At 53.4% G+C, this 17259-nt stretch carries 14 protein-coding genes and 1 pseudogene; 2 read left to right on the forward strand and 13 right to left on the reverse strand.

The features are described from left to right. Nucleotides 1–153 precede the first annotated feature (153 nt). The 10 genes from ptsP to BMX45_RS22655 form a co-directional block, all read right to left on the reverse strand. Complete coding sequence (ptsP, locus tag BMX45_RS22610) at nt 154–1875, reverse strand: phosphoenolpyruvate--protein phosphotransferase (RefSeq protein WP_090912032.1); 1722 nt, start codon at nt 1873–1875, stop codon at nt 154–156. Then, on the reverse strand, nt 1868–2143 hold the full coding sequence (locus tag BMX45_RS22615) for an HPr family phosphocarrier protein (RefSeq protein WP_009591829.1): 276 nt from the start codon (nt 2141–2143) through the stop codon (nt 1868–1870). Before BMX45_RS22615 ends, ptsP begins: the two co-directional genes overlap by 8 nt. A 58-nt stretch (nt 2144–2201) precedes the next feature. Then, nucleotides 2202–4283, reverse strand: coding sequence for a glucose-specific PTS transporter subunit IIBC (gene ptsG, locus BMX45_RS22620; RefSeq protein ID WP_090912034.1), 2082 nt, complete (start codon nt 4281–4283; stop codon nt 2202–2204). 278 nt (nt 4284–4561) lie between these two features. Then, on the reverse strand, nt 4562–5419 hold the full coding sequence (locus BMX45_RS22625; RefSeq protein ID WP_090912036.1) for a glucose PTS transporter transcription antiterminator GlcT: 858 nt from the start codon (nt 5417–5419) through the stop codon (nt 4562–4564). Between the two features lie 149 nt (nt 5420–5568). Further along, nucleotides 5569–7098 (reverse strand): flotillin family protein, encoded by a 1530-nt coding sequence (locus tag BMX45_RS22630; RefSeq protein WP_090912038.1) that lies wholly within the window; start codon nt 7096–7098, stop codon nt 5569–5571. Nucleotides 7099–7102: 4 nt separating this feature from the next. Next, on the reverse strand, nt 7103–7636 hold the full coding sequence (locus tag BMX45_RS22635) for an NfeD family membrane protein (protein ID WP_090912039.1): 534 nt from the start codon (nt 7634–7636) through the stop codon (nt 7103–7105). 202 nt (nt 7637–7838) lie between these two features. Next, nucleotides 7839–9002 carry an iron-containing alcohol dehydrogenase gene (locus BMX45_RS22640; RefSeq protein WP_090912041.1) on the reverse strand — a complete coding sequence of 388 codons (1164 nt, stop codon included), beginning with the start codon at nt 9000–9002 and terminating at the stop codon, nt 7839–7841. Nucleotides 9003–9158: 156 nt separating this feature from the next. Next, nucleotides 9159–10745 (reverse strand): UDP-glucose--hexose-1-phosphate uridylyltransferase, encoded by a 1587-nt coding sequence (locus tag BMX45_RS22645; RefSeq protein ID WP_090912043.1) that lies wholly within the window; start codon nt 10743–10745, stop codon nt 9159–9161. 19 nt (nt 10746–10764) lie between these two features. Continuing rightward, nucleotides 10765–11754: a UDP-glucose 4-epimerase GalE gene (galE, locus tag BMX45_RS22650; protein WP_090912045.1), complete on the reverse strand. Its 990-nt coding sequence runs from the start codon at nt 11752–11754 to the stop codon at nt 10765–10767. 1 nt (nt 11755) lies between these two features. Then, entirely contained in the window at nt 11756–12934 is a 1179-nt protein-coding gene (locus BMX45_RS22655; protein ID WP_090912046.1) for a galactokinase, read from the reverse strand. 187 nt (nt 12935–13121) lie between these two features. Between BMX45_RS22655 and BMX45_RS22660 the strand changes: the two genes are divergently transcribed. Next, nucleotides 13122–13985 carry an AraC family transcriptional regulator gene (locus BMX45_RS22660; protein WP_090912048.1) on the forward strand — a complete coding sequence of 288 codons (864 nt, stop codon included), beginning with the start codon at nt 13122–13124 and terminating at the stop codon, nt 13983–13985. Nucleotides 13986–14101: 116 nt separating this feature from the next. Here BMX45_RS22660 and mgrA read toward each other — a convergent pair whose 3' ends face one another. From mgrA to BMX45_RS22675, 3 genes are all read right to left on the reverse strand, one after another. Next, nucleotides 14102–15118, reverse strand: a complete 1017-nt coding sequence (gene mgrA / locus BMX45_RS22665; RefSeq protein ID WP_090912155.1) for an L-glyceraldehyde 3-phosphate reductase — start codon at nt 15116–15118, stop codon at nt 14102–14104. Nucleotides 15119–15242: 124 nt separating this feature from the next. Then, nucleotides 15243–15995: an NAD-dependent protein deacylase gene (locus BMX45_RS22670; RefSeq protein WP_090912050.1), complete on the reverse strand. Its 753-nt coding sequence runs from the start codon at nt 15993–15995 to the stop codon at nt 15243–15245. Between the two features lie 37 nt (nt 15996–16032). Beyond that, nucleotides 16033–16800, reverse strand: a complete 768-nt coding sequence (locus BMX45_RS22675; RefSeq protein WP_090912052.1) for an HAD family hydrolase — start codon at nt 16798–16800, stop codon at nt 16033–16035. A gap of 212 nt (nt 16801–17012) precedes the next feature. Between BMX45_RS22675 and BMX45_RS22680 the strand changes: the two are divergent. Continuing rightward, a pseudogene (locus BMX45_RS22680) lies at nt 17013–17252 on the forward strand (KGG domain-containing protein); the annotation flags it as partial. Between the last annotated feature and the right edge of the window lie 7 nt (nt 17253–17259).

Raw genomic sequence — 17259 nt, forward strand, 5'->3', positions numbered from 1 at the left:
GCCCGGTGTCTTTCTTTTGACAAAAAAACATCTGTCCGTTATGGACAGATGTTGTCAATGTGATGCTATCGTGGAAAAAGATTGGTAGAGTCCCCAGAAATAAACGTAATACGACACTGCAAGGATCGATCAAGTTGTACGTTGTCTTCCTTCTTACTCGGCTGCAGCCTCAATGGATTCCACCAGAGCCACTACTTCTTCTGCGGTGCCCATTTCAAGCGCTTTGGCTGCAAGGGCCTGCATATCGCTGCGGGACAGCTTTCCGATCTGGCTGCGAGCCGGCAGAATGGAGGTGGCGCTCATGCTGAACTCATCCAGCCCCAGACCCAGCAGAATCGGAATAGCAGTCGCGTCGCCGGCCATTTCGCCGCACATGCCTACCCAGCGGCCTTCGCGATGGGCGGCATCGATGACCATTTTAACCAGTCGCAGAATCGCCGGATTGTATGGCTGGTATAGATACGCAACCCGTTCATTCATGCGGTCGGCGGCCATCGTGTATTGAATCAGGTCATTGGTTCCGATGCTGAAGAAATCCACCTCTTTGGCAAATTGATCGGCAAGCACGGCGGTGGATGGAATCTCCACCATGATGCCCAGCTGGATTTCTTCTGAAACCGGAATGCCTTCGCTTATAAGCTTAGCCTTTTCTTCCTCAAGAAGTGCTTTGGCTTCGCGGAACTCGCCCAGTGTCGCTATCATGGGAAACATGATACGCAGGTTGCCGTGGACGCTTGCACGCAGCAGCGCCCGAAGCTGTGTTCTGAAAATATCCTGGCGGTCCAGGCACAATCTGACGGCACGGAATCCGAGGAACGGATTCATTTCCTTGGGAAGATCCAGATAGGGCAGCTCTTTATCTCCGCCGATATCAAGCGTGCGAACCACAACCGGCTTGCCTTCCATTTTCTCCAGAACCGATTTGTAAGCGACATACTGGATCTCTTCGGAAGGAAGTTTGTCTCTGCCCATGTACAGGAATTCCGTACGGTACAATCCTACGGCTTCTCCTCCGTTCTCCAGCACGCCGGCCACATCATTCGGCGTCCCGATGTTGGCAGCCAGCTCCACATGGATTCCGTCCTTGGAAACCGTCGGTTCGGAGCGCAGCTTCTTCCACTCCTCCACCTGCTTGGCATAGGCGTCTTGCTTCGCACGGTATTGTTCTACGATGGCTTCCGTAGGATTAACGATGACATCCCCTTCCAATCCGTCAACGATGATCAAATCCCCGTTCTGGACGGCAGAGAGCACATTCTTCGTCCCGACGACAGCCGGAATTTCAAGTGAACGGGCCATGATGGCGGAGTGCGAGGTACGTCCGCCGATATTCGTCGTGAAACCCTTAACGTAGTTCCGGTTCAGCTGCGCCGTATCCGACGGAGTCAAATCCTCAGCAACCACGATCACTTCTTCGCTGATCTCCGAAGGGCTCACATAATTCAAGCCGAGCAGATGCTTCAGGATGCGTTTGGTGACGTCGCGCATATCCGCTGCTCGCTCCTGCAAGTAGGCGCTCTTCATGTTCTCGAACATTTGAATGAACTGGGTTGCCGTTTCGTTCAACGCATATTCCGCGTTAACCGATTCGGAAGCGATTTTCGCCTTGACCGGTTCAATCAATTCAGGATCATTCAGGATGAGAAGGTGAGATTCGAAAATCTCAGCCTTCTTCTCCCCGAGTTCCTGAAGCGTGCGGGCTTTGATCGCTTCCAGCTCAGCTTGTGACTGGGCCAGCGCCGCATCCAGCTTCGCAAGTTCGGCATCCGTGTCCGTCACCTGCTTCTCCGTGACGGAATAATCCGGATGCTCCAGCGTAAAAGCACGTGCTATCGCGATACCTGCGGAAGCCGCGATACCTTTCAAATTATTCATGAAGCTCGCCTAGCCCTTCGTTCACCATCACTTCTTGCAATGCTGTCAGCGCCTCGCTTTCATTGCCGCCTTCCGTGATCAGTGTCAATGTGTCGCCTTGCTCCAATCCGAGGGACAGAACGCCCAGAATCGACTTCAGCGTTACTTTTTTGCCGTTAGCTTCGGCAAAAGAGTTGGTATCCTGGAATTTGTTAGCCGTGTTCACCAATGCCGTTGCCGGACGTGCGTGAATTCCATCTTCGTCAATAATTCTGAATGTTTGTTGCATGTTCATCATCCTACTTTCGTATATTTTAATTTTTAGAATCCTGGAAACCAACGTGAGATTAAGGTTTCAATATGGTAATGATCCCTTCCTCGCCGCTTTTTACTTCACCGGTCTTGTTCAGTTTCACGGAAGCTCCCTCCGGCAGATTCGAGAAGATAATAGGAGAAATGATCGATTTGGCATTCTCCTTCACATAATCCAGATCCACTTGCATGATCGGTTGACCCGTGGAGACCAGGTCCCCCTCTTGCACAAGGACTTCAAATCCTTGCCCTTTCAGCTTAACGGTATTGACGCCGATATGGACAAGCACTTCCTTGCCGCCATCCGACATAATGCCGACGGCATGCTTGCTGGGGAACACATTGAACACGGTGCCGTTAACGGGAGACACAATCGTTCCGTTATGAGGCACGAACGCAAATCCATCCCCTGTCATCCGTTCGGCAAACACGGGGTCAGGCACATGGGAAATATCCAGTAGCTCTCCATCGGCCGGGGATACGATTTCCTCCTTAACGAGCGTTTCCCCGTCCTGTCCGGCCCGCTGTTCCTCTTGTGCCGTGGGCATCGTCTCCAAAGCCGTTGCTTGAGTTGCAGTGGTCGGCATGATTCCCGACATGATGTCCTGAATTTGCGATTTGATCGTATCGGAACGGGTTCCGAATATCGCCTGGATGTTATTCCCCACCTCCAGCACGCCTGACGCACCCAGCTGCTTCAGCCTTGCCTTATCGACATGGCCCTTGTCTTTTACCTCTACGCGCAGACGAGTGATGCATGCATCCAGATGCGCGATGTTAGGCTGGCCGCCCAGTGCAGTCAGGATATTAGACGGCAGATCATTTTTACTGCCAGCGCCCGCTGCTCCAGAGCCTGATTCCGGCTCTGTCGTCGAAGCTTCCTCGCGCCCCGGCGTCCTCAGATTGAATTTCCGAATGACAAACCGGAAGCCGAAGTAATAGATTACAGCCATAATAGCACCAACGATGAGAACATTCCACCATGGCGTCCGGTTCGGAATGACACCGAAGATCATGTAGTCGATCAGGCCGCCGGAGAAGGTCATGCCGATTTTGGTGCCCAAAATATGCATGGTCATGAAGGACAGACCGGCAAACAGCGCATGCACAGCGAACAAGATCGGTGCTACGAACAGGAACGAGAACTCAAGCGGTTCCGTGATCCCGGTCAAGAAGGAAGTCAGCGCCGCAGAGCCCATGATGCCGGCCACGAACTTTTTGTTTTCCGGTCTTGCCTCATGATAGATGGCAAGCGCAGCCGCAGGGAGACCGAACATCATGAACGGATACTTCCCCGTCATGAAGGTGCCTGCCGTAAACTCGACGCCGTCCCGAAGTTGGGCCATGAAGATGTTCTGGTCCCCTCGAACCAATTGTCCGGCCTGGTTCAGGTATTCCCCGAATTCAAACCAGAACGGGGAATAGAAAATGTGGTGCAGTCCGAACGGAATCAATCCGCGTTCCACGACGCCGAACACAAAAGCGGAAAGCGTCAGATTTTGTTCCAGCATGAAATGCGATGCCGTGTTAAGCGCCGACTGGATCGGCGGCCATATAAACACCATCAACAGACCAAGCAAAACGGACGTTGCGGCCGTCATAATCGGAACAAAACGTTTTCCTGCAAAAAAGCCCAGATAGGACGGAAGCTCGATTTTGAAAAACCGTCGGTACATGCTGGCTGCCAATATACCGACGATGATTCCGCCGAATACCCCGGTAGCCAACGTCGGGATGCCAAGCACGCTGGCATATTCGTAATTCGTGCCGACCATGGCCGGCGTCACGCCGATCACGCTGCCCATGGTGACGTTCATGACAAGGTAACCGATGATCGCGGCCAGTCCCGCAACGCCTTCACCTCCGGCCAAACCGACCGCAACCCCCACTGCAAACAGCAAGGATAGGTTCGTGAATACGATTTGTCCCGCATTCATCATGACCGTGGCAGCCGCTTGAACCCATGCCGCATCCAGCCAAGGTGCATATTGCAGGAAATCGGGGTTGACCAGCATATTTCCAAGACCGAGCAATAGTCCGGCCGCCGGCAATATGGCCACTGGCAGCATCAGAGCTTTACCGACCCTTTGCAGTACGCCAAAAAGCCGCTTAAACATGAAAATCCTCACCCTCTGTCTAGTTGTTATCACAAGCTGTAGGTAGATCATCATAAAACTCAAACCAAAAAAGGCATGAGCAACTACAGGTAAATGGATGGCTAATCTCATGGATTAGATTACCCAAAAATGGGTAATAACAACCAAATTCCTGCAATACTCATGCCTGATCGAATCAGTTACACGTTGGATTTGAAGTTTTATGGTTCATAACTGTTCGTATTGTAACACCGTTCATTTATCGTTGCAACCACATGGTAAGGGACTTAATAAAATCTTCACATTTGCTCGCCCTGCTCTTTACGCTGGACCAACCGTTCCAAATGAATGGTCAAATAACCGGCCTCAGCGGGATAGACGGGTTTCTTCAGCCGCTGCTCCATCATCTTGGTCAACTTCCATGCCAGGGAATAGGTGTCGGGATATTCACGCTTCAGAAGGCCGTCAAGCGAACTCGTCTCGTTCACCGCTTCTCCCCGCCGAATCCGCTCCAACGCAAACCGGAGGTGCGTCAGCAATCGGGAATAATCCAGCGTATCCCTCGGGATGGCGTACTCCAGCTGCTGCTCGACGGTATGCACCAGGTCCGCGATCAGCTCCGAGTGCTTGCGGACCTCGGAGATATGCTGGTTCGTAAGCGCACCATGAAAATGCAGGGCAATGAATCCGATTTCTTCTTGGCCCAACTCAACACCGAGCTTCTCCCGAATGGTACGGACGGCATATTCGGCCATCTCGTACTCTTCTGGGTACATCTCTTTGGTTTCGTATAAAAAAGGATTGTGGATATAGAGACCTTGGGCATGGCGTTTAATGGCAAATGCGATATGATCCGTCAAGGCAATGTGGATATGCTCATTCAGAGGAGCGTCGCTGGACTTGGCAGCATTCAGAATAATATCATTCATCGCCTCAATCAGCTTCTCGTCGATGTGAGGCACCAACTGCTTATACTGCTCCTGCTCCTCCGGTTTGGTCAAAATGAACATTTTCTCGGCAGCGGTGGCAGGGATACGGTCTTTATTCTTTCGGTTAAAGCCGATTCCCTTGCCGATAACAACAACCTCGCCATGTTGAGGATGCTTCGCTATGATTACATTATTGTTCAACACTTTAGCCACTTGTAAGCTGCTCACGTTCGCACCTCTTTTTGATTCATACGCGTATACTCGGATATCTTATCAGAAATATCAGAGCGCGGCAAAATCATTTGTGGTTGCCAAAGTCTTCAAGGTGCCGTACCGCTGCCTGCCACCATGTATTCAGGCCCTGCTTAAGGCTTGATCTACTCTTCCTTAGCGGCGCTTGTCTCTGCAGGGACCGGTACAAGTTCCTGCTCGATGGACACCGGCTTTTGAGCCGTGGCGGATTTTTTCGTTGTTAATCCCTTAATGAGATCCTCCACGTCAATCCCGGACACACTCTTTAGCATCTCAGGCGCCGTGGACATCAGCTCGGTCACATAATTGCTCACGCGAGCCGCTCCTTCGCCTTTGCCCGTATCGACAACGGTCAGCTTGTCAATGGACGAGATCGGCTGAGCAATCTTGCCTGCAAGCTCAGGCAGCATTTTCACGATGATATCGAGCACAGCAGCCTCGCCAAACTTCTGGAACGCTTCGGCCAGCTTCTCTTTGGCATCGGCTTCGGCGATACCGCGCAGGCGGATGACTTCGGCTTCGGCCGTACCTTTCGCGCGCTCGGCATCCGCAACCGCCATACCGTCAAGGCGCTTCTGCTCCGCAGACGCTTTGGCCTGCGTCTCGATGGAGTATTGCACAGCATCCGCTTCACGCATCTTCCGGGCTTTATCCGCTTCGGCGGCCTGCTCAACGGCATAGCGATCGGCTTCGGCTTTTTTCTTTACGTCCGCGTCATACTGCTTCTCGCGAACCATGATTTCTTTTTCCTGCAGGTCGATTTCGCGTTCCTTACGAACAAGCTCAACCTTCATCTGCTCCTCGACCACCGTTTGTCTGGCACGGGCTTCCTGGATATGATAGGCTTGGTCCGCTTCGGCCTTCGCCGTATCCTGCTCCTTCTTAAAGGACGCGACCTTCAGTTCCCGTTCCTTCTCGGCTTCCGCGATATTGGTATCGCGTACAACCTCTGCCTTCTGTCCTTCTTCTTCCGCGCGCGCTTTCTGAATCCGCGCATCCCGCATCGCTTCGGCTTCGGCAATCTCCGCATCCCGCTTGACCGTAGCGATCCGCGGTTTACCAAGCGCTTCCAAATATCCGTGCTTATCGCGAACGTCCTTAATGGTAAAGGAGACGATCTGCAGACCCATCTTCTTCAGGTCTCTTGCGGCGACCCCCTGAACCTCCTGCGCGAACTTGTCGCGGTTACGGTATACTTCCTCTACCGTCATGGAACCGAGAATGGCGCGAAGATGGCCTTCCAGCACCTCCTGGGCTTCACCCTTCAGCGCTTCAATGGGCTTGCCCATGAATTGCTCGGCTGCGGTCGCCACATCTTCGATCGAGCTCCCAACTTTAATGATGGCCACCCCGTCCGCCATAACCGGTACGCCTTGCTCCGTGTACACTTCAGGCGTCATGACATCCAGTTTATGAGATAAGAGCGATACGAATTCGGAGCGCTGAAACACGGGAAGTATAAAAGCGCCGCCGCCCCGAACGATTTTGATTTTGCGGCCGGATTCGTCCTCCGACAAATTTTTGCTTCCCAAAAAAGAACCGGTGACAATCATCGCTTCATCCGGGCTCACCGTTTTGTAACGGGCCCAGAACGCAAGTCCTAACACGACAATGACACCTACAACAATCGATGGAATTACTAAGTACTCTGGCATTGAATCAACCCTCTCCTTTTCGTTCTTCCAGTTCGGACACCCTTAGGACGCCATCAACAATGTCGACAACCACCACGCGGACACCTGCCGGAAGCGTTTGACGATCAAAGCTTGAGGCAATGTGCATCGTGTTGCCTGCGCCGACCTTGACCATCACTTCTCCGAATCCTTCTGCAGGAAGCGGCACCGTGACTACGCCGATCTTGCCCGCAAGCTCCTTGATGGAGAAGCCCGTCGAGTTCTCGCTGTTCTCCATCGGTTTCACGTACCCGAAGTAGACGAGAATCGAAATGACGATGGCCGCCAAGACAGATAGCGTTACATGGGCACCTGCCGGCAATTCCGTGTATTTCGTCAGCATGATTCCGGTTCCGCCGAATACGGTGATTCCCCCAGCGATCACAACCGGATTGAAAAAATCCACTGACAAAAAGTCCAACAATCCGTCAAGCGCCGAGCTAAGTATGTCGCCTAGCACCACGGTTACGATGGCGAAGATCACGCCTCCGATCAGACAGCCCCAATATAACGCTTCCATGTTGATTGCCCCCTCTGGAATTCCTTACTGTGTATAACAAGTAATACGGCAAAATGTTTGCTAAAGTTTCAATTATTTGCCTCGAACGTATGAAAATCTCTTCATATCTATATTCGACGCCCCAGCAAAAAAGCCTGCACGGCATGAACCGGCAGGCTTTAAAACCATTTTTATTCCTTGTCAGCTAACGACAGGACAACCCCTATAACGACATCCGATAGATTTCAACGACGTCCTCGCGCTGCAGCTTGCGGAAGTTGCCAAAAGGACCGAAGCGCATCGCTTTATCGGCCATGGACCCGATCTCGCGATCGTCGATATCGTAATCTCCCAGCGTGCTCGGCGCACCGATGGAAGTCCAGAAGCGGCGAAGCGCCTCGATTCCTTCCAGTCCGGCCGCTTCATCGCTTTTTCCGGCAGCATCAACACCGAATACATTCACGGCAAGCGACTTGAAGCGCTGAGGATCCGCGTTCAGATTATATTTCATCCAGTTGGGGAACAGGATCGCCAGGCCGCCGCCGTGCGGAATGTCGTATACGGCAGACACCGCGTGCTCGATGTTATGGGTTCCCCAATCGCCGGCCATTCCCATGTTGATCATGCCGTTCAGCGCCATCGTACCGCAGTACATGATCGTCTCGCGGTGCTCATAGTTCTCCAGGTCCTCAACCAGCTTCGGCGCCGTATCGATAACGGTTCGAAGAATCGTTTCGCAGAAGCCGTCCTGCACCGGCGTATTGGTATCCTGATGGAAGTAGTGCTCCAGTATGTGGGACATGATATCCACGATACCGTACACCGTTTGATCCCGGGGGAGGGAGAAGGTATGCACAGGGTCCAGAATCGAAAAGGCGGGATAAGCATGCGGGCTGCCCCAGCCCATCTTCTCTTGGGTCACCTCATTGGTGATGACGGAGCCGCCGTTCATCTCCGATCCCGTTGCGGCCATCGTAAGCACCGTTCCAAGCGGCAGACCCGCTTGCGGCACGGCTTTGCGCTCTACGAAATCCCACATATCTCCGTCATACTTAGCTCCTACGGCAATGGCTTTGGAGCAATCAAGGACGCTCCCGCCACCGACGGCCAGAATGAGTTCAATGTGATGCTCCCGGCACAACTCCACTCCTTTATGTACCGTTGACAGGCGCGGATTCGGTTCCACCCCGGCAAGCTCCGTCACCACCGCATTCGCTTCTTTCAGCAAGGCGATGACCTGATCGTAAAGGCCGCTGCGCTTGATGCTGCCGCCGCCATACACCAGCAAAACGTTCCGGCCGTATTTGGCCACTTCACCGCTTAAAGCACTCAGCTTGCCCTTGCCAAAAATCAACTGAGTCGGATTATGAAAGACAAAAGGTCTCATGTCACATTACCTCCATCGCATCTGGTTTGCATCTAATTCATTCATGCGTGCTTTTTCATTCTATACCATTCCCATTATGCAAAACAAACAGCCGTCCTTCTTTCGGAAAGATCGGCTGTTTGAATGATGATCCTAGTTATCGTTAGCTTCAATACATCATCTGTCAGGGACGTATCCCATGTGGCTCAGGAATCGCTGAAATGCCTGCTGCCCTTCCGCCGTCTGTTTGTATACCCCGGCATGCTCCAAAATCGTCGTGAATTTGCTGCCGACCTCCCGGCGTACCAGCTGGGTGGCCCCGGCTTTATCGGATGCGGCTATGCCCCGGCCCCGCAGCTCCTCGATCCAGTCGCCGTGGACGGCGAGCGGATGGTCAGCAGCCTGGCTGTCCGCATACAGCGCCTCGTTCCCCGCCAGAATCTCGGCGATCTGATCCAGCTCTTCCTTGAGCCTGCCCGGCAGGATCGCCAGCCCCATCACTTCGATCAAGCCGATGTTTTCTTTCTTGATGTGGAACATCTCCCGATGAGGATGAAAGATCCCTTCCGGATGCTGCTCGTTGGTGCGATTATTCCGCAGAACCAGATCCATCTCATAGATGCCCTCGTCATTACGGCGGGCAATCGGAGTCACCGTATTATGGCGGACCCGTTCGCCGTCCGCTTCGCTGAAGGCCTCAATGTCTGCCGAAGGGTCGCTGTAGGTTTTCCATCCCTCGTAAATGCTGTTCGCGCATTCAAGCAGCGAATCCCGATCGCTTGAGGATAGGCGGATCACCGACATCGGCCATTTCACGATGGCAACGGATACCCCCGGATAATCCCCGTGCGTAAACCCGGCCACCTTCGGTGCTTTCTGGATCGGGAAGGTATGCCGCCCCCCTTGGAAATGATCATGTGTGAGGATGGAGCCCCCGACAATTGGAAGATCCGCGTTCGATCCGAGAAAATAATGCGGATAAGCATCAACAAAACTCAAGAGGCGGGCAAGCGTCTCCTTGGTCAGCTTCATCGGCACGTGATCGTGGTGGAACACGATGCAGTGCTCGTTATAGTAAACATACGGCGAGTATTGGAAGAACCATGGCTCACCGTTCAACTCCAACGGGATAATGCGCAGGTTTTGCCGCGCCGGGTGATTAACCCTGCCGGCATAACCCACGTTCTCCCGGCATAGCTGGCATTTCGGATAAATCGGCGGAGGCAGCAGTTTGGCCATGGCGATTTCCTTCGGACTCTTCTCCGGCTTGGATAGATTGATGGTAATCTCAATATCGCCGTACGCGCTGGCATGCCGCCAGTATTCGTTTTTGGCTACGCGATCCATCCGAATGTAGTTGGAGTCGATGCACAGGTTGTAAAATTGCCGGGTAGCCTCGATGATCCCCTGCTCCTGCTCTACCGCCCGGTACCGAGCAGTTACTTCCGAAGGTCTTGCCATGAGGCGGCCCATGATTTTGGCGTCCAGCAAATCCCGGTACGTATCGGTATTCTCCGGGATCATGCCATGCGCCGCACCGTAATCGATCAGGATGTCGAGCATAGCCTGGGGCCCATCCGGCATCAGGTCGTTCACTTCGTCGCCGTACGGCTCGCTGAACCCGAAATCCTCCAGCAGCAGGTTGCGGCTGTAATCCCCATCCGCTGCCTGGATCAGGCCTTTATGAAGCGCGAATCGCACCAGCATTTCAATGGCATGCAGAGCCTGCTTGGATTCGGGAGTACTTGATGTTGCAGCATTCATGTTCATCGTCCCCCTTGGATTAATTGTCGCCGTAACCATCCGGACGGCTGCTGTGCCACTTCCATGCGCTCTCGATAATCTCCTCCAGCGTCGTTCTGGACGGCGTCCATCCGAGAACCGTGCGCGCTTTGTCCGAAGACGCCACCAATACCGCAGGGTCACCCGCACGGCGGGCTTCCATGACAACCGGAATGTCGGCACCCGTCACCCGCTTCGATGTCTCGATCACTTCCTTGACCGAGAACCCGAGTCCGTTGCCGAGATTGAACACATTGCTGGACTCGCCGCGACGAAGGTATTCAACCGCGCGCAGATGCGCATTCGCCAGATCGCTGACGTGAATGTAATCGCGGACGCACGTGCCGTCTGGAGTTGCGTAATCGTCGCCAAACACCGAGATGCTGGGGCGCTGCTTCAAAGCGGTTTGCAGAACGAGCGGAATCAAGTGGCTCTCCGGCCGGTGATCCTCGCCGATCTTGCCGCTGGCATGCGAGCCGGCCGCGTTGAAGTAACGAAGGGAGACATACTTCACCCCGAGCACGGTATCGAACCAGGACATCATCCGTTCCATCATCAGCTTGGTTTCCCCGTACACGTTCGTCGGCTGGGTCCGGTCCGTTTCCTCGATCGGCACCTTCTCGGGCTCACCGTAGGTCGCGGCCGTTGAAGAGAAGACGATTTTTCGAACGCCAGCCTCATTCATGGCTTCCAGCAGGCACAGCGTGCCGTACACGTTGTTATCGTAATACTTCACCGGATCCTTCATGCTCTCGCCGACCAGAGAATTCGCGGCAAAATGGATAACGGCATCAATATCGTTTTCCGAGAACAGCTGCCTCAGCAGCGCCTTGTCGCGCAGATCGCCGACATACAGCTTTCCGCCCAGCAGCGCTTCGCGATGACCCGTCTCCAGGCTGTCGATGACAACAACGTCTTCCCGTTGCTCCAGCAACTCCGCTACGGTATGTGAACCGATATAACCCGCTCCGCCAGTCACTAAAATGGCCATATTATTCGCCCTCCTTTACTTCATGCACGCCTTGACCTACGCCGCATACGTAGAAGTCCGCCTTCAGTCCCGTTCTGGCCTCATACTGCTGTCCCACTTCAGCGATGAAACGTTCCACCGCGTCCTCGTGCACGAGGGATACCGTGCAGCCGCCAAAGCCGGCTCCCGTCATTCTGGAACCGAGCGTGCCCGGAATCCGCTGGGCTTCTTCCACCAGAGCATCCAACTCATCGCCCGTGACTTCGTACAGATAACGCAAAGAGTCATGGGACTGATTCATGTACTGTCCGAAAACTTCCAGATTCCCCTCTTTCAAAGCCTTCACGGAATTAAGCACGCGCTGGTTCTCCTCGACGACATGCTGGGCGCGTCTTCTGACGGTCTCATCCCGGATGCTGTCCCGCAAGGTTGCGAATTGATCCGGATTCAGCTGGGCGAGATACGATAACGCCGGGAGCTCCTTTTGCAAAATTTCCAAAGCGCGGTCGCATTCGCTGCGGCGTTCATTATATTTGGAATCGACGAGTCCGCGCCGTTTGTTTGTATTCGAAATCACGATTTTGTATGCTCCGGTCCGGAAAGGCACCAGCTCATACTCCAGCGTATCGCACATTAACAGAATGGCATGATCCTGCTTGCCGTTGGCTACGGCGAATTGATCCATGATGCCGGAGTTGACGCCGACGAACAGGTTCTCCACGCGCTGCGAAAGCTTTGCGATCTCCACCGTATCCGTCTCCTTGCCCTCCATCTTCAAGAAGGCGTAAGCCGTGACCACTTCGATGGACGCCGAGGATGAGAGGCCTGCCCCGTTCGGGATATCCCCGTGGTACAGCAGGTCATAGCCGCTGCAAAGCCCGCAGCCGATTTTATTCAACTCGGCAATGACGCCGACCGGGTAATCCGTCCATTGATCGCTTTTGTATCCATAATCCTCGTCCAGGCTGATCGTTAATTCATAAGGGATGTTGGTAGATGCAAAGCTCACCTTGTTATCATCGCGCGGCCGGATAATCAAGGTTGTGCCAAACTCCAGGGCTGCCGGAAGCACATAACCCCCGTTGTAATCCAAATGCTCACCGATCAGGTTCACGCGCCCCGGCGCATTAAATATGCGAACCTGATGCTGGCTCTCACCGTGCTTGTCCATAAATCTTTCCATAAGCTGTTGCGTTGTCACTGCCTATCACTCCATCCTGTACATATGGTAGTTTTACTGTCTTCAGTATAATGGAAATCTCGTTTACCGATAATGAAATCTTGTGTGTTACATATGGATTTATGTGACTTATGGAGGTACAATAAATTCATGATCACGAAATCCCTGCAGTTCCTCTTTTTCCCAAACTCATTGTAAAGGAAAATGAATGATGAAACCAACCTATTCTGTTGCTTCCAACCCTGCACAGCCAAGCGGCGGCTGGCTCCACGTCCGATTCGCCGGCGAGAGCCAGACCCTTCCTGAACATGCGTTGGGGCCGAAAATATTCGATCATTATCTCTTGCACGTCATCGAATCGGGCCATGGCGCATTTCGGACCGAAACCGACAGATACCAGCTCGGGCCCGGCGATTGCTTCCTGATCCATCCCGGCCAGATTGTCAGCTATGTATCCGATGCGAGCCAGCCGTGGCGTTACCGCTGGGTCGCCTTTGACGGAGAACACGCCGATGAAGAGATATCCCGTTTGGGGCTCACGCCCGAAAAGCCCGTCCTCCACCTCGTGGAGAACAACCCCATTCCCGGCTATGTATCCCTCATCCAGGGCCATTTTCAATCCAGGGAAGAAAGCTCTCACATGGCCGCCATCGGTTACCTGCATTTAATCTGGGCCGAGATCATGAATCAGAGCGACCGGCCGTCCCGATTGACACTGTCAGAACCCCAGGTTCAGCGCACGGTGAAGCAGATGATCAATTACATGGCTTCCCAATACGCCCATCCCGTCTCGATCGAACAGATGTGTACAAGCCTGGGCTACAACCGCGCATACCTGTCACGGATCTTTAAACAGGAAACGGGCATGACTCCGATCACGTATCTGCTTAAATTAAGAATCGACCAATCCAAACGGCTGCTGCGCGAACGTCCCGATTTGTCCATCGAGCAGGTTTCCGCATCGGTCGGACTGACCGATCCGCTCTATTTCTCGCGCCAATTCAAGCGGCTCGTCGGCCGATCCCCGTCGCGGTACCGCAAGGACATCATCTCTTCATCCGCGCTTACTTAAAGATTGCGCCCACGACATCCCTTAGCAAAAAAAGGAGCGTCCTTCAGGCAGGTTATCATCCTAAAGGCGCTCCTTTTCATGTATCTATTTCAATGCCACCATGTTTTCGCCAGTATCTATCCTTCCGAAGAAGATGCATTCTCCGTTTTGAGAATCGCTTCTATTCGATCCAGCTCTTCCTTCGAGAACTCCAGATTGTTCAAGGCAGCCACGTTGTCTTCAATCTGGCTTACTTTGCTTGCCCCGATCAGGGCAGACGTCACCCTGCCGCCGCGCAAAACCCAGGCGAGCGCGAATTGAGCCAGACTCTGGTTCCGGGCTTGAGCGATTTGGTTCAAGGCTCTGATCTTGCGCAGCACCTCAGGCGTGATATTGCTTTCGTTCAGGAACACGGATGCGCTTGCGGCACGGGAATCGACAGGCACCCCGTTCAAATATTTGTTCGTCAAGAGCCCTTGAGCAAGCGGCGTGAATGCGATGCTGCCGACCCCGTTCTCTTCCAGGACGTCAAGCAATCCGTTCTCCACCCAACGATCCAGCATGGAGTAGCTCGGTTGATGGATGAGCAGCGGAGTGCCCAGGCTTTTCAGGATCGATATCGCTTCCCGGGTCTTCTCCGGCGAATAGTTGGAGACTCCGACATACAGCGCCTTGCCTGAACGAACGAGATGATCCAGCGCTGCCATGGTTTCCTCGAGCGGCGTTTCCGGATCCATTCGATGATGGTAAAAGATATCCACATAGTCCAGGCCCATTCGCTTCAAGCTTTGATCTAGGCTTGACACCAGGTATTTACGCGATCCGAAATCGCCGTAAGGACCGGGCCACATATAATAGCCGGCTTTGGACGAAACGACGATTTCGTCACGATATGCCTTAAGGTCTCTGGAAAGCACTTTACCGAAAGTCTCCTCGGCAGAGCCTGCAGGAGGTCCGTAATTGTTCGCCAGATCGAAGTGGGTGATGCCCAGATCAAAGGAACGCGTAATCATGTTCCGCCCGTTCTCGTACGTGTCGACGCCACCGAAATTATGCCATAATCCAAGGGAAATCGCGGGAAGTTTCAGCCCGGACCGCCCCACGCGGTTATACTTCATTCCTTCATAGCGGTCTTCGCTAGCCACATAGGTCACTTGCAATCCCTGCCTCTCTAAGTGAATAGGTCCATTGCTAAATTCCATCTTATCGCGTTTGGTCTTCCTTTGACAAGAAAACGATTACAGGGACAGGTACGGCAATACGCCGCCTTTTGTCCCCTCACGTGCTGATCAGTTTATCCACCTGCGTCATGACTTGACCGATCCGATCCGCAATCAGGAGGCCTGCCCGATGATCGTATGGGGTTGGATCTGCATTCAGCAAAGCTACCTTGCTTCCATGAAAATAGGAGATCAAACTAGCAGCGGGGTGTACCGTCAGGGAAGTCCCCCCAATAATCAACAAGTCGGCCGTCGATATTTCCTGGATCGAGCGCATGATGACGTTCTGGTCCAATTCCTCTTCATACAGCACGACGTCCGGCCGAACCAGCCCTCCGCAATCCTTGCAGCGCGGGACGGTTTCCTTGATGTCCAGAATATCCTGAAGGCTGTAGAATCGGGAGCAATCCATGCAATGATTGCGGTGCACGGAACCATGAAGCTCCAGCACCTCGGAACACCCCGCCGTCTGATGCAGACCATCGATATTCTGCGTGATGACCGCCTTTAGCTTCCCATCATGCTCGAGTCTCGATAATAGACGGTGACAGCCGTTGGGCTGCGCATGCGGGTGCAGCATCTTGCTCCGGTAAAAATCGTAAAACACTTCCGGATGCTGCATAAAAAAAGTATGGCTGAGCATGACCTCCGGCGGATACGGAGACTGGTGCTCGCTCTGGTACAGTCCGGCTGCCGAACGGAAGTCTGGTATTCCGCTCTCGGTGGAGGTACCGGCTCCCCCGAAAAAAACAATGTAGTCGCTCGCTTCGATCCATGTTGCCAACTGCTCGATTTTTTCCCTGTTCTCCACTCTTATACACCTCCGTACAGCCCTTAAAATAACACGTCTACCTGTGCACGTCTAATTCATTATAATCGGATATGACAACATCGGCATCTGTCAGATGCGCCGGCTCCCCTTCATCCGTCATTAAACCTACGGCCAGGGCAGCGCCTGCTTGCTTCGCCATCTGCATATCCGCATTGCTGTCGCCGATGACGACCGCTTCCTCCGGTTTGATCCCGAGCCGGCGGCATGCCGCCTCGGTCATTTCGGGGTGCGGCTTGCCGTTTCGAACCTGATCTCTTCCCATAATGACCGTAAAGTACGAGCGAAGCCCCATCCAGTCCAACTGCTCCATGGCACCTGAGGTTTGATCCGAAGTCACCACTGCCATCTTCACGGAGGCCAAGCTGCATTTTTTCAGGAAATGTTCCAGTCCGGGCATCGGGAATGCCGGCTTTTGCTGGCGGACTTCGTACATGGCATTTTTCGTAATCTGATGGACCTGCACAATCGCCTCGTTCCATGGCATCCCGGCTGCGTACAATTGCCAGGCCAGAAGCCCGTTCGTCTCCTCCACGGTGCCCATGGCGAGCGGACCCCGCAGATCATACCCCGATACGCGTCCACCGGCATCGTGCTTGGTCCCCAGCACCTGCTCTTTCGGCAGTGTAAAGCCGGCTCCCATCAGCTCCAGCCGTTCCTCCATGAACTCGAGCACATAATCGGCCCATCCTCCCCACAGCGCCATGAAATGAAGCAGCGTACCGTCTTTATCAAACAAAATCCCTTGGCAGGGAACGGTTCGTCCTTTCACTTGAACAAACGGCAATGGTTCAAAACCTCCCTATCCTATTCTTGATCATACTCTTATTAAACCATGAAATAAACTCTGAATTAAGCGTTATTAGTGCATGGAATCAAGAAATCGCTCCGACTTGAAAATTTACCAATCTTTAGTCGAATGTTTTGATTCATGACAAATGGACCGTGGTAAGTAACATATACGCATAGCAAATACGACGGTAAAGGAGTGATTTGTTCATGGCAGCCAACAGCAATCGAAAGATGACCCGCGAAGAAGCCGGACGTCTTGGCGGCGAAGCCACCGCCAAAAAACACAGCCGCGAATTCTATCAGGAAATCGGCAAAAAAGGCGGCAAAGCGACGTCCAAAAACCATAGCCGCGAGTTTTACCAGGAAATCGGTCAAAAGGGCGGCGAAGCCACCTCGCGGAATCATAATCGTGAATTCTATCAGGAAATTGGCCGCAAAGGCGGCAAGAAATAGC

Origin of the sequence: Paenibacillus sp. cl141a (genome assembly GCF_900109305.1) — a bacterium.
GTDB lineage: Bacteria > Bacillota > Bacilli > Paenibacillales > Paenibacillaceae > Paenibacillus_AQ > Paenibacillus_AQ lautus_A.